Source organism: Chryseobacterium sp. Leaf405, from assembly GCF_001425355.1.
Taxonomy (GTDB): domain Bacteria; phylum Bacteroidota; class Bacteroidia; order Flavobacteriales; family Weeksellaceae; genus Chryseobacterium.
On sequence record NZ_LMQN01000006.1, the window covers coordinates 53,045 to 70,827 of the forward strand.

Consider the following 17,783-nt stretch of genomic DNA (forward strand, 5'->3'; position numbering starts at 1 on the left):
TTTTAACTATTTTGTGGTGTCCACATCTTCAGGAATTTAAATTTCTTCGGATATTCTTCTCGTGGACAAAATGCCAAAGCAACTTCTTTATTATTAAGTGAAGATTCTGTCAATAAAACAAAATCATATTCATTTTTAAGTTGATCAAATTCTGTTTCGGTAGCTATACAAACAACCTTTTTAAATATTCCATTCATCCATTGTATCATATTTTCATTATGCTCAAATTTTTTGTAACAAGCTAATGATGCATGTGCCGTAATTACCGGAACCAATTTATCAGGAATGTCATCTTTTACAACAATGTACATTTTCATAATGAATGTTTTTATTTTTTATGTAAATTTTAATATTTCCTGATCTGCACACAGGAAACACTTTCAATTGTAATCTTTTTGCCTACTTTTTTCAATAAACCCGTCTCAGGATTTCTTTTAAATACAACTACATTTCCGCTTTGTGCGTTGGTTGCAATCAGGAATTTTCCGCTGGGATCAAGTCCGAAAACTCTCGGATGTTTTCCTTTTACAGATTGGTAACCGATTGTTTTTAATGTTCCGTCATTTTGAATAGAAAATATAGCAATATTATTTTCATTGCCACGGTTGGAGGCGTATAAAAACTTTCCATCAGGTGAAATATGAACATCAGAACTTTCAAAATCTTCTTTATATTTCTCGGAATGGGTGTTGATTCTTTGAAGATCACTTAATTTCCCATTTTCGTAGGAATAAACACTTACCGCGCCGCCCATTTCTTCGATACAATAGGCAAATTTTCCGCTGGGATGAAAGGTAAAATGTCTAGGTCCGCTTCCTGAAATCGTTTTGGTAAAGGGAACTTCCGCCTTCTGTAAAGGTTCAGTGTTCTCATTTTTAAATTGATAGGCTCTGATTTTATCTGCACCTAAATCGGGACAAAACAGATAACTAAAATCAGGAGAAAAAACCGTAGAGTGGATGTGCGCACGATCCTGTCTGCCTTTGTCTACACTTCCTTCCGTAAACTGAAAATTCTGAACAAAAGGTTCAATTTTTCCGCCTTCAGAAATCGGATAAACAGAAATACTTCCCTCCGTATAATTTCCATTCACGAGCCATTTTCCGTTTTTGTGAACAGTAATATACACAGGATTTTCACCGCCGCTTTTTTGTTTGCTGATGAAAGTTAAGGTTTTATTTTTAGGATTGAATTCAAAACTGCTCACACTTCCTCCGTTTTTCGTTTTACTTTCCGTACAGGCAAAAACATATTTTCCATCTGGAGAAACCGTAAGAAAAGACGGATTTAAAATTCCTGTAAATGTTGTAACTTTTGAAAGTTTTCCGCTGATCGTATCCAATTCATACACAAAAATTCCTTCTTTGTCTTTATCCCGATTGAACGACCCGAAAAAAGCGTAGGTATTTTGACAATAGAAATGAAGAACAGTGAAGATTGTAAGGGCAAAAGTGAGAAGATTTTTCAAAATGTTGATTGATAAAAAGGAAAGTGATTTAAAATTTCAAATTTCGGGATTTAATTTCTTTTTCCAATCCCTTTATGTCTGTCTGGTTTTTTACCAAAAAAAATATAAAAATTAATGGAAAAAATGTAAAAAAACCAAAACCATTTTTTACGGCACTATAAGCTGCTATGCCTATAAATAAGCCAATAAGAACAGCAGTTATGATATTGTTAGATTTTATTTTTTTCCTTTTTTCTAATAATTCTTCGTCACTTAATTCAGTAAATCCTTTTTTTTCCATATATTGAATGTTTAATTGTTATGTTTTCAGATTGGATTATTATAAATTTTTGCTGAGATTTGGCTTTATCTATTTCAATTATTCCTCCGAAGTTCTACCGTACAATGTATTTCTATATTCAATGCCCCAATTGGCAATTTCATCAATAATTGAAGACAGCGTTTTCCCGAATTCTGTAATTTCGTATTCTACGGTAACGGGTTTTGTATTGAGAACTGTTCGGCTGATCAAGTGATTCATTTCCAGATCCTGCAATTCTTTGGACAGCATTTTTGTTCCAATCCCGTCCACTTCTCTCAACAAATCCATAAAACGAAGCTTATCACCCTGGATTAACGTTCCTAAAATATGAAATTTCCACTTGCCCGAAAGGATTTCCATCGTGTCTTTTATGGCGAGAATACGGTTTTTACACATTGTAGAACTGTTGAGAATGGGTACTTTTTTCATGACAAAATTTCTTTACCGTAAATTTAAATATTATTTTTAATAGTTCCCTATGGGAAACTACTTTCTAAAAGGAAACTGATAGCGATTGTAAACTCTGCATTATTTATTTTTGTATTATAAGAATATTGGATTTTATAATGAATGAAGATATTTTGATCATTAAATAGTACTTATTATATCGTATTAATTAGAAATATAGTTTAATGAATTTTTATAAAATTTTAGTAATAAACTGTCTTACTGTAGTTTCACTATCGTGTAACGGACAGACGGACAAGAAAAATAATTTAAAAATGACAAACAATACAACGAGTAAAAATCCTCTTCTTTGCGATCCTGAAACTGGAGTATGCGGAATGCCTGAAACAAATGAAGCATCGGGAACTATTGTAGAAAAGACAGAAAAATCTGTTAAGGTTGTTTATTTTACGGACCCAATCTGTTCTTCTTGCTGGGGAATTGAGCCACAGCTAAGAAAATTAAAACTTGAATACGGAAATGATATTGAGGTCGAATATCACATGGGAGGTCTTCTTCCGGACTGGAGTTATAACAGCGGTGGTATCAGTAAACCGTCTGATGTTGCGCATCATTGGGATGAGGTAAGTGTTTATTATGATATGCCGATCGACGGAGATGTTTGGTTGGAAGATCCTTTGAATTCTTCTTATCCGCCTTCGATTGCTTTCAAAGCTGCACAGTTGCAGGATAAAGAGAAGGCTATTTTATTTATGAGAGAGCTGAGAGAATTGGTTTTCTTAAAGAAAAAGAATATTGCAAAATGGGAACATATTGCTGCTGCTGCTCAAAAAGTTGGTTTAGATACCAATCAATTGAAAACAGATTTCGAAGGAAATGCAAAAACGCTTTTTGAAAATGATCTAAAATTGGCAAGAGAGTATGGTGTGAGAGGTTTTCCTACAATGTTTTTTGTAAATGACGGTGGTAAAAAAGAAATGGTTTATGGTACAAAACCTTATCCTTTCTACGAAACAGCGGTGTTGACGATCAATCCGAAAGCTGAAAAAATTGATTTTGCTAAAGATTGGGAATCTCTGTTTAAAAAGTATAATTCTCTTACTGCAAAAGAATTTACAGAATTATCCGGAACTAATCGTAAAGACAGTGAAAGAGTCTTAAATGAACTGACTTCTAAAGGTAAACTGGAAAAATTAACAACAAAAAACGGAACACTTTGGACAAAAATTTAATTTGTCTTGATAAGCGTTTTTAGATTCGGACTCATCATCGGATTTAAATTGATTATTACTTTATTATAAAAAAATCAGCTTCCGAGGAAGCTGATTTTTTGATTTATTAATGGAAGAAATCTTAGTTATTCGTTACTGAAAGTTTAACTTCAATATTATTTCTTGTTGCATTCGAATAAGGACAGATTTCGTGCGCTTTTTCCGTTAAAGATTGAGCTTCTTCGATGGAAACTTCAGGAATATTGACATCCAATTCCACAGCCAGACCAAATCCTCCGTTGTCTATCTGTCCGATGCTCACCTGAGCGGTAACCGTTGTTTCACCCGTTTTTATTTTTGATAAACTGATCACTCTGTTCAGTGCGCTGTCGAAACACGCAGAATATCCTGCTGCAAAAAGCATTTCAGGATTTGCAAAATCATCGTTGGTGCCACCTAATGCTTTGGGCATTTTTACTTCAAGATCTAGAATTCCGTTTTCGCTTTTTACATGACCATTTCTTCCTCCTTTTGCCGTTACTTTTGTTGTATATAAAGTTTTCATTTATTTTTCTATTTTGATTAATATTTTTTGAATTGTTTCTTTTAAATCGAGTAGATCTTTGGTTTCAATACCAATTTTCTGCTGAATCTTCTCGGGAATTTCGCAGGCCTTTTGTTGAAGCTGCCTTCCGTTGTCAGTAAGAAAAATTTCAACTACTCTTTCGTCTTCTTTTTTTCTTTTTCTTATAAGAAATTCTTTAGCTTCCAGTCTTTTCAGGAGTGGAGTTAAAGTTCCACTGTCGAGAAATAGTTTGTCTCCGATATGACTTACGGTTAACCCATCATTTTCCCAAAGTACCATCATCACGAGATATTGAGGGTAAGTAATACCAATCTCATCAAGAAAAGGACGATACAATCCTGTGATCTCTTTTGCAATCACATACAACGGAAAACAAATCTGATTTTCTAATTGCAGCTGCTTTAAATTTTCCATGAGATTGAATGACTGGTTAATAAAATATTATTTTTTAATGATAAATTCCTCCATCGGAATTCTTACTTTCTTCATGTGTGAAAGGTAATCGTTTTCAATATCTCTATACCCTAAATACAATAAAGTCACACTTTTTAATCCAAGTTCTTTCAGTTTTAAAATCTCATCTACCACCTCGTTGCTAAAACCTTCTGCGGGTGTAGAATCAATTTTCAATTCTGCTGCCTGAGCCATTGCCAAACCTAATGCAATATAAGTCTGTCTTGCAGTGTGCGCAAAATGCTGTTCCGAAGTTTGTGCATTATACATTTGTTTAATTTTATCGGTGTAACTTCCGAATCGACCTCTTGGCAATTCTCTTACATCGGTATGATGATCATATACTTTATCGATTTTTTCATCGGAGTAACTGTCCCAGGCAGCGAAAACCAATACATGAGAAGAATCTCTCATCACTTCAGGATTCAAAGCTCCTTTCACCATCTTTTCTTTCAATTCCTGATTTTCTACCACGATCACTCTGAAAGGTTGCAGTCCTGATGAAGTAGGAGCCAGTCTTGCAGCTTCTAAAATTTTATTTAAATCTTCCTCAGATACTTTTTTCGTCGAATCGTATGCTTTTACGGCGTGTCTCCAATTTAGGTCTTCTATTAATGACATCTTGTTTTATTTTAAAAATTAATTTGTTTATGATATTGATTATGCAAATATACTGCCAATTAAATTGTGTGCAATTTAATTTTATAAAATATTATTGTTGATGAAATCTATGATATTTAAATTTAAGAATCCCTTAATAGATAAATAATAAAAAAATCTGCCTCAAAAAGAAACAGATTCATATAATTAAAAAAAGAATTTTTAGGCTTTCACAAGTAATTCTGCTTCAAAAACATCAGTAAAATGTTTTCTTATTTTGGTTTTAATATCTTCCATTTCTTCGGAAGTCAATTCTCTTTCAAGCTCTCTTTTCATAGAAGTTACCTGTTTGTCTTTGATTCCACACGGAATAATGTACTCAAAATAACGCATATCGGTATTCACATTTAAAGCAAAACCGTGCAATGTTACCCAACGGGAAGCTTTTACACCCATGGCGCATATTTTTCTGGCGTAAGGTTTTCCCACATCAAACCAAACTCCGGTTTCTCCAGGAGAACGTTCTCCTTTTAAACCGTATTCGGCGAGTGTTCGGATAATCACTTCTTCAAGATTTCTCATGTATTTATGAATATCGGTAAAGAAATTTTCAAGATCCAGAACAGGGTAGCCGACAATTTGTCCGTAACCATGATAAGTGATGTCGCCGCCACGGTTCACTTTTACGAAAGTAGCATCGATTTCCTTTAATTGATCAATTCCGGCAAGCATATTTTCTTCATGTCCGCTTTTGCCAAGCGTATACACATGGGGATGTTCTACCAAAAGAAAATGATTGGGCGTTGTGCTATGTTGTTCAGCAGGAAGATCTCTGTTTTTAATTTTAGTATCAATAATATCTTTCATCAGTTTTTCCTGATAATCCCAAGAGGGCTGATATTCTTTGATGCCTAAATCTTCAAATTCTACTACTTTATTCTGATGTGTGTTCATACCAATTTTTGATTAGACAAATTTAGTGATTTTTACGCTTTTATGGAATGGATGAAATCTATCGCTTTTTTCTTCCAATCTCTATTTTGTAGTAAAATATTCACAAAAGCAGTTCCTATAATTCCGCCGTCTGCTTTTTCGGTCACATTTTCAAAATCTTCTTTTGATTTAATACCGAAACCAATCATTACAGGATTTTTCAACGGAAGAGCTGAAAGTCTCGATAAATAATCTTCATTTTTTAAAACAGTATTTTCATTTCCTGTTGTGGAAGAAGAACTTACGGCATATAAAAACCCTGAACTTAAAGAATCAAGATACAAAATCCGTTCATCCGACGTTTCCGGAGTGACTAAAAACGTGAAATTCAGATTGTGTTTTTTTAAAATTTCCCGGTAATTTCTTTCGAATTCAATAGCAGGTAAATCCGGAATAATTAATCCTGAAACTCCACTTTCAGAACATTCTTTACAAAAATTCTCAAATCCGAAACTTAAAACTGGATTAATATAACCCATTAAAATTACCGGAACTTTAATTTCATTTTTAATTGATTTTAGTTGGGAAAATAATGTAGAAATTGTCATCCCGTTTTTCAGAGCCAGTTCGTGAGCCTGTGAAATCACCGGACCATCGGCAACCGGATCAGAATACGGCATCCCGATTTCCATCATATCTGCCCCGGAATCCTGAATTAATTTTATAATATCAGCCGTATCATCCAATTGTGGAATTCCCGCTGTGAAGTATATGTTGAGTTTTTTCATTTTTTTAGAATTTAAAGGTGGAAATTAAATTTAGAGCGTTGAAATACTAATTTCTAACTACTAGCGTCTAATTTCTTTAAGTAAGTTTCCATATCCTTATCGCCGCGACCGCTGAGACAGATCACCACAATATCATTTTCATTAAACTTTTTCTTGTCTAAAACCGCCAATGCATGAGCACTTTCCAAAGCGGGTATGATTCCTTCCAATTTGGTTAATTCAAAAGCAGATTGTAAAGCTTCATCATCATTAATACTGAAAAATTCTGCCCGTTTTTCATTAAATAAATTTGCATGAAATGGTCCTATTCCTGGATAGTCCAGCCCTGCGGAAATCGAATGAGGTTCGATAACCTGACCGTCTTCGGTTTGCATCACCAGGCTTTTACTTCCGTGTAAAATGCCCAAAGTTCCCAGAAAAGTAGTCGCAGCCGATTTTCCTGAATCAACTCCGAAACCTCCGGCTTCAGCTGCAATAATTTTTACATTTTCTTCTTCCACAAAATGGTAGAAAGTTCCTGCCGCATTGCTTCCTCCACCAACACAGGCGATCACATAATCAGGGTTTTCCCTTCCGATATGTTCAAAAAGCTGTTCTTTAATTTCTTTTGAAATAACACTCTGAAATCTCGCTACTAAATCGGGAAACGGATGCGGACCGACCACACTTCCTATCACGTAATGAGTTGTAACAGGATTGTTGATCCAATCTTTTAATGCTTCATTAACAGCATCTTTCAGTGTTTTGGAGCCCGAGGTTGCAGCGATTACTGTTGCGCCTAACATTTTCATTCTTGCGACGTTCGGAGCTTGTCTTGCAATATCGATTTCACCCATATAAACAATGCATTCCAAGCCTAATAGAGCACAAGCCGTTGCTGTTGCGACACCGTGTTGTCCGGCACCGGTTTCTGCAATAATTCTCGTTTTACCAAGACGTTTTGCCAATAAAACCTGACCCAGCGCATTGTTAATTTTGTGTGCTCCGGTATGATTCAGATCTTCTCTTTTTAAATAAATCTGCGTATTGTATTTCTGACTTAAATTTTTAGCAAAATACAAAGGTGTTGCGCGACCCACGTAATTTTTTAACAAACCCTGATATTCCTGTTGAAAATCTTCAGATTCAATAATTTCAAGATAATTTTTCTGTAATTCTTCTACATTCGGATACAGCATTTCGGGGATAAAAGCACCTCCAAATTCTCCGTAATATCCGTTTTCATCGGGATTTTTATAATTTTTCATGAAATTTTTTTATTTTATGTATGTCTTTAATTCCTGCTTGCGATTCAAATTTTGAATTAATATCTAATGCAAATGGTTGTTGATTTAAAAGAGCAAGATCTTTTATATTTTCTTCTGAAATTCCACCACTTAAAAAATAAGGAAGGGGTATTTCTATTTCATTTAACATATGCCAATCGAATTGTTTTCCGGTTCCTCCAAATGCTTTTGAGTCGGTATCAAAGAGAAAATAGTTGCTAGTCTTTAATTGTTGATTGATGGTTTTTTGTAATTCATTATAAGATTGTTTGCCAATTCTTAGTACTTTAATAATTCCAATTTTCGGATTTAATTTTATTCTCAGTTTTACAATAAAATTTTCACTTTCATCGCCATGAAGCTGGATAAAATTAAGACTTGTTTTTTCAGCTATTTCAATAATTTTTTCTACACTTTCATTAACAAAAACGCCAAATTTTCCCTGATGACTGATTGTTGAAATTTCATCTGAACTCAAATGATTCAAAACATATCTTGGTGATTTTTCATAGAAAATAAAACCAAGAAAATCTACATTCATAGAAATTAATTCCTGAATCTGATGTAATTGAGTCAGGCCGCAGACTTTTAATTTGGGTTGAATTGTATTCATTTTAAGTGTACTCAATCGTTAAATACATTTGATACAAATTCTCTGAACTTATTTCCGGGATTTTCATTTTTCATAAAATATTCACCCATCAAAAATCCGTTAAATCCTTTTTCTTTCAGATAATTGAAATCTTCAATGCTGTAAATTCCACTTTCTGCAACAGATAAAACTCCTTTTGGTAACAGGTTTTTTAAATTCACAGAATGTTGTAAATCAACTTTAAAATCTTTTAAATTTCTATTGTTAATTCCCACAAGATCAATATTTGGATAAAAATGCTTCAATTCTTCTTCTGTATGGATTTCCAGTAAAACTTCTAGACCCAATTCATGAGAAAGTTCTGTAAAATCATTTACCTGATCAGGTGAAAGACAGGCGGCAATCAATAAAATAACATCAGCTCCCATATTTTTTGCTTCGTACAACTGATATTCATCGATCATAAAATCTTTTCGTAAAATTGGAATATTTATAGAATTTCTTACACTTACAATATCCTCAAAACTTCCACCGAAAAAATCTCTATCCGTCAGAATTGAAATTCCGCTTGCTCCATATTTTTCATACTCTGAAACGATTTCTAAAGATGAAAACTGATCGTTTATGATTCCTTTTGACGGTGATTGTCTTTTAAATTCTGCTATAATTCCGGGTTTACTTTTAACTGAATTTTTTAGCGATAAAGTTTTTCTGTTGAAAAATTCGAAATCTTTCAATTGTTCAATCGAAATCTTTGATTTTGAAGCAGAAATTTCTTCCTTTTTTCTTTGTATGATTGTATCTAATATTGTCATTGTATTACATTCAAAATTATTTTAATAACAATTCCAGACTTCTCAGCGCTTTTCCACTTTCTAAACTTTCTTTAGCGAGAAGAAGGCAGTCATAATAACTTCCAAATTTCTTTGTATAAAAAAGAGCCACCGAAGCATTTGCTAAAATCACAGCATTTTGCTGTTCAGTACCGTTTCCATGAAGAATGTTTCTAAAAATTTTTGCTGTTTCCTGCGTAGTCTTGCCAGCTTTTATACTTTCTGGAGTGACAGAATTAAAACCTAAATCTTCTGCAGAATATATTTCTTCTCCTTTTTTAGTAATAATTTTGGTGTCGTGGGTCAGGCTTATTTCATCGTAGCCGTCCATTCCATGAACTAAGATGAATTCTCTATTATCATTTTGTAACAGATATTGATAAATTCTTGCGATTTCCAAATTATAAACTCCAATCATTGAAAATTTCGGTTTCACAGGATTTACCAGAGGTCCTAAAAGATTAAAAAAAGTTCTTAATCCCAAAGCTTTCCGCAACGCCACAACCGATTGAAGAGCAGGATGGAAGTGAGGTGCGTGTAAAAAACAGATGTTGGCTTTTTCCAACTCATCATGTAGCTGATCAGAATTATTTTTGAATTGATACCCCAATTCTTTCATGACATTGGATGCTCCGGTAATTGTAGATGCTCCATAGTTACCATGTTTTGTTACTTTTTGCCCGGCTCCGGCTACGACAAAACTTGCCAGTGTAGAAATATTGATTGTGTTTTTCCCATCTCCACCAGTTCCTACAATGTCAATGGTGGCGCTTGTATCAAGATTTACGGGCACAGCCATTTGCAGTAACGCTTCTCTGAACCCTTCCAATTCTTTCAGCGTAATATTTCGCATCAGAAAAATACTGACGAAAGCAGTAACTTCTGTAGCGTTAAATTTATTTTGAGCAATCTCAATCATAATCGCTTTTGCTTCCGATTTTGATAGTGTATGATGATTGAACAGATATTGTAGTATTTCTTTCATGGCTTAATTCAAAAGAAAATTTTTAATAATAATTTCACCATCAGGCGTTAAAATACTTTCCGGATGGTATTGAACGCCGTGGACATCATAGGTTTTGTGCTTTAAACTCATAATCATTCCTTTACTATCTATACTTGTAATTTCCAATTCTCCAGGAAAATTTTCAGGATTTACCGCCCAGCTGTGATACCTTCCGACCTCTAAGGTTTGTGGTAAATCTTTGAAAAGTTTATGATCATTAGTTTGAACCGCTTCAGTAGCGACGCCGTGATAAATTTCACTGAGATTAATTATACTACCTCCAAAAGCTTCGGCGATTGCCTGCTGACCCAAACAAACTCCTAAAATACTTTTTGTGGCAGCATATTTTTTAATAACATCCAATAAAATTCCGGCTTCTTCGGGAATTCCTGGACCTGGCGAAAGAACAATTTTGTCATATTTCTCAATTTCTTCTAATGTTATCTGGTCATTTCTTACAACATCCACTTTTTGATCAAGAATCCTTTCGATCATCTGAACAAGATTGTAGGTGAAACTGTCGTAATTATCAAAAACTAAAACTTTAGTTATTGGTTGGTTTTCTGTAGTTTGTATAGTGTTATTCATTTTGTTTTAATTTAAAATTATCTTTAAAAGATTAATTGTTTACCAGCTTTTCTGCTTTAATAACTGCTTTTTTAAGCGCATTCAGTTTATTATTTACTTCTTCCAATTCATTTTTAGGAATAGATTTTGCGACTAATCCAGCTCCGGCCTGATAATATAATGTGTTATTTTTACTTAGAAAAGTCCTGATCATAATCGCCTGGTTGCAGTCGCCGTTTAATCCTACCATTCCGATACATCCGCCGTAATAGCCACGCGAATCTTTCTCATACTGATTAATTAGCTGTAAAGCTTTATGTTTTGGAGCACCGCTTAGTGTTCCCTGCGGAAAGGTAGTGGCAACCATTTTATAAGGATTGGTTTGTTCTGGAAGATCGGCTGTCACCTCGCTAACCATGTGGATAACGTGAGAAAATAGCTGGATTTCTTTTAGTTTGGTCACCGTAATATTTTTCCCCAGTTTTCCTAAATCATTTCTTGCCAAATCTACTAACATGGTATGTTCCGCATTCTCTTTGGCGTCGTTTTTTAAGTTTTCAATGGATTGTAAATCGGTTTCAAAATCTCCCGTTCTTTTGAAAGTACCGGCAATTGGGTGTATAATTGCTTTGTTATCCTTAATAATTAATTGACTTTCAGGACTTGAGCCAAATAATTTATAATCTCCGTAATCAAAAAAGAAAAGGTAAGGAGAAGGATTGATATTTCGTAAAGCACGATACACATTGAATTCATCGCCTTTGAATTTCTGCTCAAATCTTCTGCTTAAAACCAACTGAAAAACATCACCTCGCATACAGTGTCTCTGTGCTGTTTTTACCAGATCAAGATATTCTTCATTAGTAATATTCGATGTTTCCTCTTCTGTTTTTTCAAAAGGATAAATAACGGAATTCTGATTTTTAATGATGCTTTCCAGTGAATATAATTCTGATTTCAACCCTTTTATCTGATTTTCAATAATATGCATTTCATCGTTGTAATGATTGATGGCAATCACATATTGATACAATCTGTAACGGACAAGTGGAATTTCAACTTCGGGACTTTGTGCTTTAAAGCTAACATCCTCAAAAAACTGAACTGCTTCAAAACTGGTATAGCCAAATAAACTTTGTGCTGTTTTTTCTATAAAATCATGAGTTTCTTCACATTCAAAAATGTTGGAAAAATCGTGAAGTATATCGTGAACTTTATGATTTGTAATTGATTGTTTAACAGGGTCTTTAGAAGGCAATTTTACTTCAAATTCATTGAGGTTTTTAATTTCTATTCCGGCAATGGCATTAATGGCGATGAATGAAAAATTATTATCAATATTTTTTGAGTCCGAACTTTCCAAAAGAATAGTGTCTCTGAATTTATCTCTTACCTGCAGATAAATATTCATCGGGGTTTGAAGATCGCCCAATGTTTTTTTCGAAACAGTTTTTATATTTATTTTTTTACTGAACATTTTGTAGTGGATTTATGTAAACAAAAAAAAGACTTCAACGGTGTACGTCAAAGTCTTTGTATATTTTAAAATTATTTTCTGCTGTAAGATTAGCAACATGACAACAACTTCAGACCCGACGAAGAGTTTGAAAGCCACCACCAATTTTTGTTGCTCATTGTAAACATGTGACAAATGTAGATAATTTTTTAATACAAAAAATAAAAAAGTTGAAAATTATTTTTTCTCAACAAGAATTAATTCTTTTCTTAATTCTTCAACTTTTACTTTATAATTTTCATCATCATAATCTTTCAGATAATTTTCTAAAGCAGAAATATATTCTCTGATGAACTCTTTATTTGTTTTATCAGCTTCGTATTGTATTCTTGCTTTGTTGATCGGTGCCTGTCTTTCATATTTAAGCAAAGATTGCCCTTCTTCAGATTGATTGTAAAGAATTACAATATTTTTTTCATATCCTGAAATATATTTTACCGGGAAAGCTTTGCCAGTCTGTGGAATTCTGATCGCATTTTCAAGAGGATAAATCGCTGCTGATGTGGTTGAGAAAAATGTGTTGGTGTATTTGCCGTCTTTTTTCTTTACAATGGCTTCGTAATCATGAATATACTGTTCGTTTAAAGTAGAATTGGTCTCGATATCAGAAGTAATGATGGCTGTACTTTCCACTCCGTATCCGTTTAAAAACCATGCATTTAAAAATTGTCCGCCAATTCCGTTTGCAATTCCTAAAGGCAGGATAGGAATAAGGAACCAGAATTTTTTTGTCAATGATGCCAGTAGCCCAAATAACAAAATAAGAATAACGATTGTATAAAAACCGTGATGACTGGTAAAAAACAGGATTTTTGAAATGAAAATCATATTTTAAATTTTGAAATTGTCCTTAAATATAATCATTATGAATTAGAGATTCTAAAGAAAAATATGGTTAAATGGGCACTTATCATGAGTCTGAAAGTTTATTTTTTTATATTTTTGCTTAATAATTTATAGAAAAAAATGAAAAAAGTATTAGCAATCGCATTTATCGGAGGTTTATTGGTGGTTAACTGTTCAAAAAAGCCTAATCATGATTTACAGGACAGCAACACCATGTTGCCAGAACCGGATGCACCTACTGTGGTAGATTCTACTGCTAAAAAAGCTGACACACCGGCTGCAACTCCTGCTCCTGCTACAGAAGCTCCTAAAACTGATTCGGCAGCAGCAAAATAATGAAAAAACTATTTTTGACGGGATTGGTAAGTTTACTTATTATTTCCTGCTCTAAAAAAGAAAATATACCGTCTGATACTACAATTTCTGATGTTTCTTCAGGGCCTGCAAAATCCGATCTTTCTGGAGATCAGATCATCGAAACATTGGATTGTTCGGGCTGTCATGCGGTAAATGAAAGAATGATCGGTCCTTCTTATAAGGAAATCGCAGAAAAATATTCTGAAAAGGATATTGAACTGTTGGCTTCCAAAATTATAGAAGGAGGAAGTGGGGTTTGGGGAAATGTACCCATGTCTGCCCATCCTCAGGTATCGAAAGAAGAGGCAAAAAAAATGGTACAATATATTTTAAGTCAGAAAAAATAATTGATGGCTGAAAAACCGAATCTGCATCCAAGAAATCTGCATCGTAATCCGTATGATTTTGATCAGCTGATTTCTTGTGTACCGGAATTGAAGCAGTACGTTTTTGTGAATGCTTATGAAAGTGTAACGATTAATTTCAGTCTTCCAAAGGCTGTTAAACTGCTTAACAAAGCTTTGTTGTTACACTTTTATAAGGTTCAGAACTGGGACATTCCTGATACGAATCTTTGTCCTCCGATTCCCGGACGGGCAGATTATGTACATTATCTCGCAGATTTATTGGCTGAGAACCAGAAAGAAGTTCCAAAAGGATTAAAAGTTAAAGGGCTGGATATTGGGGTAGGAGCCAATCTCGTATATCCCTTAATTGCCCATCAATCGTATGGCTGGAAAATGGTGGGATCAGATATTAATAAAGATTCTTTGGCAAATGCCGAACGCATATTGAGCGATAATCCGGATTTGTTATCTGCAATTCAATTGAAACATCAGCCAAATGGTGATTATATATTTAAGAATATTATTGATTCTAAAGAAAAGTTTACATTTTCGATGTGTAATCCTCCTTTTCATGATTCTGAAGAGTCTGCATTAAAGGGAAATCTTCGAAAAACAAAAAATCTGAACAAATCAAAAACGATTAAACCTCTGCTGAATTTCGGCGGACAGCAATTTGAATTATGGTGCGAAGGTGGCGAATTGGCTTTCATTTCAAAAATGATTCAGGAAAGTGCATTATATTCATCACAAGTACTTTGGTTTACCTGTTTGGTTTCAAAAAAAGACAATTTATTTAAATTGCATACACTTTTAAAAAAGATTAAAGCTGTAGAAGTTAAAACGATTGATATGGCTCAGGGACAGAAAATCAGCAGAATCTTGGCATGGACATTTATTCCGCAGCAAAATCGTAAAGATTGGTTTTCTAAAATCTGACTTAAAATTTTAGCCTGACTTAATTTTACATGAAATAAATTATATTTCTGGAAAAAGTCATTGATCATCAATTCAAAAATCACTAATTTTGCACGTTATTTTAAATAAATACAATGCAATTATCAGAACAAGAAATTATTAGGAGAGAAAAGCTGAATAAGCTTGTTGAAATGGGAATTAATGCATTCCCGGCGGAAGAATACAAAATTACAGATACTACAGAATCTATAAAACAGGATTTCGCAGAAAGTAAACAGGTGAAGATCGCTGGTAGACTAATGTCCCGAAGAATCCAGGGGAAAGCTTCTTTTGCTGAATTGCAAGATTCTACAGGAAGAATTCAGGTGTATTTTAACAGAGACGAAATCTGTACAGGTGAAGACAAAACATTATATAATGAAGTTTACAAACACCTTTTAGACATAGGAGATATTATCGGAATTGAAGGAGAATTATTCACCACTCAGGTGGGTGAAAAGACGGTTTTGGTAAAAAACTTTACTCTTTTAACCAAAACTTTAAGACCGCTTCCACAGGCTAAAACTGATGAAAACGGAGTTGTGCACGACGGATTCAACGATCCTGAAATGAGATACAGACAGCGTTACGTAGATTTAACGGTAAATCCTCAGGTGAAAGAAGTTTTCGTGAAAAGAACAAAACTTTTCAATGCGATGAGAAATTTCTTCAATGAAGCAGGATATTTTGAGGTTGAAACCCCGATTTTACAGTCAATTCCAGGTGGTGCGGCTGCAAGACCATTTATTACGCATCACAATGCATTAGACATTCCTTTATATTTAAGAATTGCAAATGAATTATATCTTAAAAGATTAATCGTTGGTGGTTTTGATGGGGTCTATGAATTCTCGAAAAACTTCAGAAATGAAGGGATGGACAGAACGCACAATCCGGAATTTACGGCAATGGAAATCTATGTTGCGTACAAAGATTATAACTGGATGATGGATTTCACTGAGAAATTGTTGGAATTCTGTGCAACTTCTGTAAACGGATCTTCAGAATCTACTTTCGGAGAACACACGATCAACTGGAAAGCACCTTATCCAAGGGTTTCTATGACGGAAGCGATTATCAAATATACAGGATTCGATATTACAGGAAAAACCGAGCAGGAATTATTCGATTTTGCTAAATCTATCGGAATTGAGGTTAATGAAACGATGGGTAAAGGAAAATTAATTGATGAAATTTTCGGTGAAAAATGCGAAGGAAACTTCATTCAACCTACTTTCATTACTGATTATCCGATTGAAATGTCACCTTTAACTAAAAAACACAGAAGCAAAGAAGGTTTGACTGAACGTTTTGAATTAATGGTTTGTGGTAAAGAAATTGCGAACGCTTATTCTGAGCTGAATGACCCAATTGATCAGAGAGAACGTTTTGAAGAGCAGTTGAAATTAGCTGAAAAAGGTGATGATGAAGCAGGACAGTTTATCGATGAAGATTTCTTAAGAGCTCTGGAATACGGAATGCCGCCAACTTCAGGGTTGGGAATCGGAATGGACAGATTAATTATGTTCTTAACGAATAATGCATCAATCCAGGAAGTATTGTTTTTTCCTCAAATGAGACCTGAAAAAACAGTTCCTCAAATCGAATTGGGTGAAGATGAGAAAATTATTCTTGAAATTTTAAAATCAGGAGAGCAAATTTCTTTAACTGAAGTAAAAGAGCAATCTAAACTTTCAGGTAAAAAATGGGATAAAGCTTCTAAGACTTTAACGAAGAATAATTTGGTGAAAGTGGAGAAGATTGATGAAAATGTTTTGATGAAACTGGTTTAAAATTTTAAACAAAATATAAATTAAATCCTGAAATTTGTTTTCAGGATTTTTTATTTAAATTAAACTATAATCTACTATTTCACGTTCTGTATAAAACTTAAAATCGATGAAACTCTTTTTTATATTTCTCCTGTTTTTCTTTTTCGTAAAGCTCGATGCACAAATGATTACATCAGTTTATTTTGCGTATGATAGCTATGCTTTAGATAAAGAATCTCAGAAGAAATTAGACAGTTTAACTCAATTAAAATCCAACCTTAAATTTAGAATTTTTGGAAATTGTGATATTTCCGGAAGCTCTGAGTATAATAAAAAATTGTCCGAAAATCGAGCGAATACAGTTAAGAATTATCTGCAGAAAAAAAACAAAAATAATATAAAACTGGAAAGTGTTGCAGGTTTAGGCAAAGAAAAACAAATCAACGACAACAGTACGGAAATGTTGCGTGGAAAAAATAGGAGAGTAGATATTTTTATTAATAGGGTTTTAAATTCGGGTGAGATAAAATCAGGAAAAGTATTTGCCAGCTTTTTTAGTATGAGTGTTGCCGCGATGAAGGTAAAAGATACTTTTTCTTTGCCTAATGTTAATTTCATCGGAGGTCGTCATGTTTGGCTTCCAAGTGCAGAAAAAACATTGAAAAAACTTTCTTTTATTCTAATTGATAATCTGGAGATTGTGGTCGAATTGCAAGGTCATATCTGCTGCGATTACGATAATTTTGATGGTGAAGATCTGGATTTGAAAACTTTCAATCTGTCTTTCACAAGGGCAAATGCCATTAAAGAATTTCTGATAAAACAGGGAATAAATCCCAAAAGAATAAAAGCGACGGGACAGGGACATCTCAATCCTGTTGTTTATCCTGAGCGTACAGAAGAAGATTTTATGAAAAATCGAAGAGTTGAAATTGTTTTGCTTAAAAAATAATGGGAGAGGTTTTGGCGGCAGCGAAGCT

Annotated in this window: 21 protein-coding genes and 1 pseudogene; 6 read left to right on the plus strand and 16 right to left on the minus strand. The window is 33.8% G+C overall.

All coding sequences use genetic code 11. The features are described 5' to 3' along the window. Nucleotides 1-2 precede the first annotated feature (2 nt). The 4 genes from ASG22_RS04955 to ASG22_RS04970 all read right to left on the minus strand — a co-directional run bounded on the left by ASG22_RS04955 (nt 3) and on the right by ASG22_RS04970 (nt 2,198). Nucleotides 3-317 carry a peptidyl-tRNA hydrolase gene (locus ASG22_RS04955; RefSeq protein ID WP_055981468.1) on the minus strand — a complete coding sequence of 105 codons (315 nt, stop codon included), beginning with the start codon at nt 315-317 and terminating at the stop codon, nt 3-5. 29 nt (nt 318-346) lie between these two features. Then, a complete protein-coding gene (locus ASG22_RS04960) occupies nt 347-1,468 on the minus strand; it encodes a lactonase family protein (protein WP_055981470.1) in 1,122 nt (373 codons plus the stop codon). A 28-nt stretch (nt 1,469-1,496) separates the two neighbouring features. Then, nucleotides 1,497-1,748: a hypothetical protein gene (locus ASG22_RS04965; RefSeq protein WP_055981473.1), complete on the minus strand. Its 252-nt coding sequence runs from the start codon at nt 1,746-1,748 to the stop codon at nt 1,497-1,499. A gap of 78 nt (nt 1,749-1,826) precedes the next feature. Further along, nucleotides 1,827-2,198 (minus strand): winged helix-turn-helix transcriptional regulator, encoded by a 372-nt coding sequence (locus ASG22_RS04970; protein ID WP_055981476.1) that lies wholly within the window; start codon nt 2,196-2,198, stop codon nt 1,827-1,829. A gap of 293 nt (nt 2,199-2,491) precedes the next feature. On the opposite strand from ASG22_RS04970, the gene ASG22_RS04975 reads away from it, so the two are divergent. Next, nucleotides 2,492-3,409, plus strand: a complete 918-nt coding sequence (locus ASG22_RS04975; RefSeq protein WP_055981479.1) for a ClpXP adapter SpxH family protein — start codon at nt 2,492-2,494, stop codon at nt 3,407-3,409. 121 nt (nt 3,410-3,530) lie between these two features. Here ASG22_RS04975 and ASG22_RS04980 read toward each other — a convergent pair whose 3' ends face one another. The 12 genes and pseudogenes from ASG22_RS04980 to ASG22_RS05035 all read right to left on the minus strand — a co-directional run bounded on the left by ASG22_RS04980 (nt 3,531) and on the right by ASG22_RS05035 (nt 13,355). Then, nucleotides 3,531-3,953 (minus strand): organic hydroperoxide resistance protein, encoded by a 423-nt coding sequence (locus tag ASG22_RS04980; protein WP_055981482.1) that lies wholly within the window; start codon nt 3,951-3,953, stop codon nt 3,531-3,533. Next, nucleotides 3,954-4,388: a MarR family winged helix-turn-helix transcriptional regulator gene (locus ASG22_RS04985; protein WP_055981484.1), complete on the minus strand. Its 435-nt coding sequence runs from the start codon at nt 4,386-4,388 to the stop codon at nt 3,954-3,956. It abuts the gene before it with no gap. A 27-nt stretch (nt 4,389-4,415) separates the two neighbouring features. Next, nucleotides 4,416-5,048, minus strand: a complete 633-nt coding sequence (locus ASG22_RS04990; RefSeq protein WP_055981487.1) for an NAD(P)H-dependent oxidoreductase — start codon at nt 5,046-5,048, stop codon at nt 4,416-4,418. Nucleotides 5,049-5,249: 201 nt separating this feature from the next. Next, nucleotides 5,250-5,981: a lipoyl(octanoyl) transferase LipB gene (lipB, locus tag ASG22_RS04995; protein WP_055981491.1), complete on the minus strand. Its 732-nt coding sequence runs from the start codon at nt 5,979-5,981 to the stop codon at nt 5,250-5,252. Between the two features lie 32 nt (nt 5,982-6,013). Beyond that, a pseudogene (gene trpA / locus ASG22_RS05000) lies at nt 6,014-6,754 on the minus strand (tryptophan synthase subunit alpha); the annotation flags it as partial. 47 nt (nt 6,755-6,801) lie between these two features. Then, nucleotides 6,802-7,995 (minus strand): tryptophan synthase subunit beta, encoded by a 1,194-nt coding sequence (trpB, locus tag ASG22_RS05005; RefSeq protein ID WP_055981496.1) that lies wholly within the window; start codon nt 7,993-7,995, stop codon nt 6,802-6,804. Next, a complete protein-coding gene (locus ASG22_RS05010) occupies nt 7,982-8,626 on the minus strand; it encodes a phosphoribosylanthranilate isomerase (protein WP_055981500.1) in 645 nt (214 codons plus the stop codon). Before ASG22_RS05010 ends, trpB begins: the two co-directional genes overlap by 14 nt. An 11-nt stretch (nt 8,627-8,637) precedes the next feature. After that, on the minus strand, nt 8,638-9,420 hold the full coding sequence (gene trpC, locus ASG22_RS05015; protein WP_055981503.1) for an indole-3-glycerol phosphate synthase TrpC: 783 nt from the start codon (nt 9,418-9,420) through the stop codon (nt 8,638-8,640). A 16-nt stretch (nt 9,421-9,436) separates the two neighbouring features. Next, complete coding sequence (gene trpD / locus ASG22_RS05020) at nt 9,437-10,423, minus strand: anthranilate phosphoribosyltransferase (RefSeq protein WP_055981506.1); 987 nt, start codon at nt 10,421-10,423, stop codon at nt 9,437-9,439. 3 nt (nt 10,424-10,426) lie between these two features. Further along, the gene (locus ASG22_RS05025) at nt 10,427-11,032 is read right to left on the minus strand and encodes an anthranilate synthase component II (RefSeq protein ID WP_055981509.1); all 606 of its coding nucleotides are present in this window, start codon (nt 11,030-11,032) and stop codon (nt 10,427-10,429) included. A gap of 31 nt (nt 11,033-11,063) precedes the next feature. Further along, nucleotides 11,064-12,488, minus strand: coding sequence for an anthranilate synthase component I family protein (locus tag ASG22_RS05030; protein ID WP_055981512.1), 1,425 nt, complete (start codon nt 12,486-12,488; stop codon nt 11,064-11,066). A gap of 216 nt (nt 12,489-12,704) precedes the next feature. After that, nucleotides 12,705-13,355, minus strand: a complete 651-nt coding sequence (locus ASG22_RS05035; RefSeq protein ID WP_055981516.1) for a hypothetical protein — start codon at nt 13,353-13,355, stop codon at nt 12,705-12,707. A 138-nt stretch (nt 13,356-13,493) separates the two neighbouring features. Here ASG22_RS05035 and ASG22_RS05040 point away from each other — a divergent pair, with 138 nt between their 5' ends. From ASG22_RS05040 to ASG22_RS05060, 5 genes are all read left to right on the plus strand, one after another. Beyond that, the gene (locus tag ASG22_RS05040) at nt 13,494-13,709 is read left to right on the plus strand and encodes a hypothetical protein (RefSeq protein ID WP_055981519.1); all 216 of its coding nucleotides are present in this window, start codon (nt 13,494-13,496) and stop codon (nt 13,707-13,709) included. Then, nucleotides 13,709-14,077, plus strand: a complete 369-nt coding sequence (locus ASG22_RS05045; RefSeq protein WP_055981522.1) for a c-type cytochrome — start codon at nt 13,709-13,711, stop codon at nt 14,075-14,077. Before ASG22_RS05040 ends, ASG22_RS05045 begins: the two co-directional genes overlap by 1 nt. 3 nt (nt 14,078-14,080) lie before the next feature. Further along, on the plus strand, nt 14,081-15,013 hold the full coding sequence (gene rlmF / locus ASG22_RS05050) for a 23S rRNA (adenine(1618)-N(6))-methyltransferase RlmF (protein ID WP_055981525.1): 933 nt from the start codon (nt 14,081-14,083) through the stop codon (nt 15,011-15,013). Nucleotides 15,014-15,126: 113 nt separating this feature from the next. Beyond that, nucleotides 15,127-16,824, plus strand: coding sequence for a lysine--tRNA ligase (gene lysS / locus ASG22_RS05055; RefSeq protein WP_055981528.1), 1,698 nt, complete (start codon nt 15,127-15,129; stop codon nt 16,822-16,824). A gap of 106 nt (nt 16,825-16,930) precedes the next feature. After that, nucleotides 16,931-17,755 (plus strand): OmpA family protein, encoded by an 825-nt coding sequence (locus tag ASG22_RS05060; protein WP_082504943.1) that lies wholly within the window; start codon nt 16,931-16,933, stop codon nt 17,753-17,755. The last annotated feature ends 28 nt before the right edge of the window (nt 17,756-17,783 follow it).

What these genes read in the sequence shown, in the direction of transcription:
- ASG22_RS04970 (WP_055981476.1), bottom strand. Translation starts at nt 2,198, where the DNA reads ATGAAAAAAGTACCCATTCTCAACAGTTCTACAATGTGTAAAAACCGT.
- ASG22_RS04980 (WP_055981482.1), bottom strand. Translation starts at nt 3,953, where the DNA reads ATGAAAACTTTATATACAACAAAAGTAACGGCAAAAGGAGGAAGAAAT.
- ASG22_RS05030 (WP_055981512.1), bottom strand. Translation starts at nt 12,488, where the DNA reads ATGTTCAGTAAAAAAATAAATATAAAAACTGTTTCGAAAAAAACATTG.
- rlmF (WP_055981525.1), top strand. Translation starts at nt 14,081, where the DNA reads ATGGCTGAAAAACCGAATCTGCATCCAAGAAATCTGCATCGTAATCCG.
- ASG22_RS05025 (WP_055981509.1), bottom strand. Translation starts at nt 11,032, where the DNA reads ATGAATAACACTATACAAACTACAGAAAACCAACCAATAACTAAAGTT.
- ASG22_RS05045 (WP_055981522.1), top strand. Translation starts at nt 13,709, where the DNA reads ATGAAAAAACTATTTTTGACGGGATTGGTAAGTTTACTTATTATTTCC.
- ASG22_RS04955 (WP_055981468.1), bottom strand. Translation starts at nt 317, where the DNA reads ATGAAAATGTACATTGTTGTAAAAGATGACATTCCTGATAAATTGGTT.
- lysS (WP_055981528.1), top strand. Translation starts at nt 15,127, where the DNA reads ATGCAATTATCAGAACAAGAAATTATTAGGAGAGAAAAGCTGAATAAG.
- trpC (WP_055981503.1), bottom strand. Translation starts at nt 9,420, where the DNA reads ATGACAATATTAGATACAATCATACAAAGAAAAAAGGAAGAAATTTCT.
- ASG22_RS04975 (WP_055981479.1), top strand. Translation starts at nt 2,492, where the DNA reads ATGACAAACAATACAACGAGTAAAAATCCTCTTCTTTGCGATCCTGAA.
- trpD (WP_055981506.1), bottom strand. Translation starts at nt 10,423, where the DNA reads ATGAAAGAAATACTACAATATCTGTTCAATCATCATACACTATCAAAA.
- ASG22_RS04990 (WP_055981487.1), bottom strand. Translation starts at nt 5,048, where the DNA reads ATGTCATTAATAGAAGACCTAAATTGGAGACACGCCGTAAAAGCATAC.
- ASG22_RS05040 (WP_055981519.1), top strand. Translation starts at nt 13,494, where the DNA reads ATGAAAAAAGTATTAGCAATCGCATTTATCGGAGGTTTATTGGTGGTT.
- lipB (WP_055981491.1), bottom strand. Translation starts at nt 5,981, where the DNA reads ATGAACACACATCAGAATAAAGTAGTAGAATTTGAAGATTTAGGCATC.
- trpB (WP_055981496.1), bottom strand. Translation starts at nt 7,995, where the DNA reads ATGAAAAATTATAAAAATCCCGATGAAAACGGATATTACGGAGAATTT.
- ASG22_RS05060 (WP_082504943.1), top strand. Translation starts at nt 16,931, where the DNA reads ATGAAACTCTTTTTTATATTTCTCCTGTTTTTCTTTTTCGTAAAGCTC.
- ASG22_RS04965 (WP_055981473.1), bottom strand. Translation starts at nt 1,748, where the DNA reads ATGGAAAAAAAAGGATTTACTGAATTAAGTGACGAAGAATTATTAGAA.
- ASG22_RS05035 (WP_055981516.1), bottom strand. Translation starts at nt 13,355, where the DNA reads ATGATTTTCATTTCAAAAATCCTGTTTTTTACCAGTCATCACGGTTTT.
- ASG22_RS04985 (WP_055981484.1), bottom strand. Translation starts at nt 4,388, where the DNA reads ATGGAAAATTTAAAGCAGCTGCAATTAGAAAATCAGATTTGTTTTCCG.
- ASG22_RS05010 (WP_055981500.1), bottom strand. Translation starts at nt 8,626, where the DNA reads ATGAATACAATTCAACCCAAATTAAAAGTCTGCGGCCTGACTCAATTA.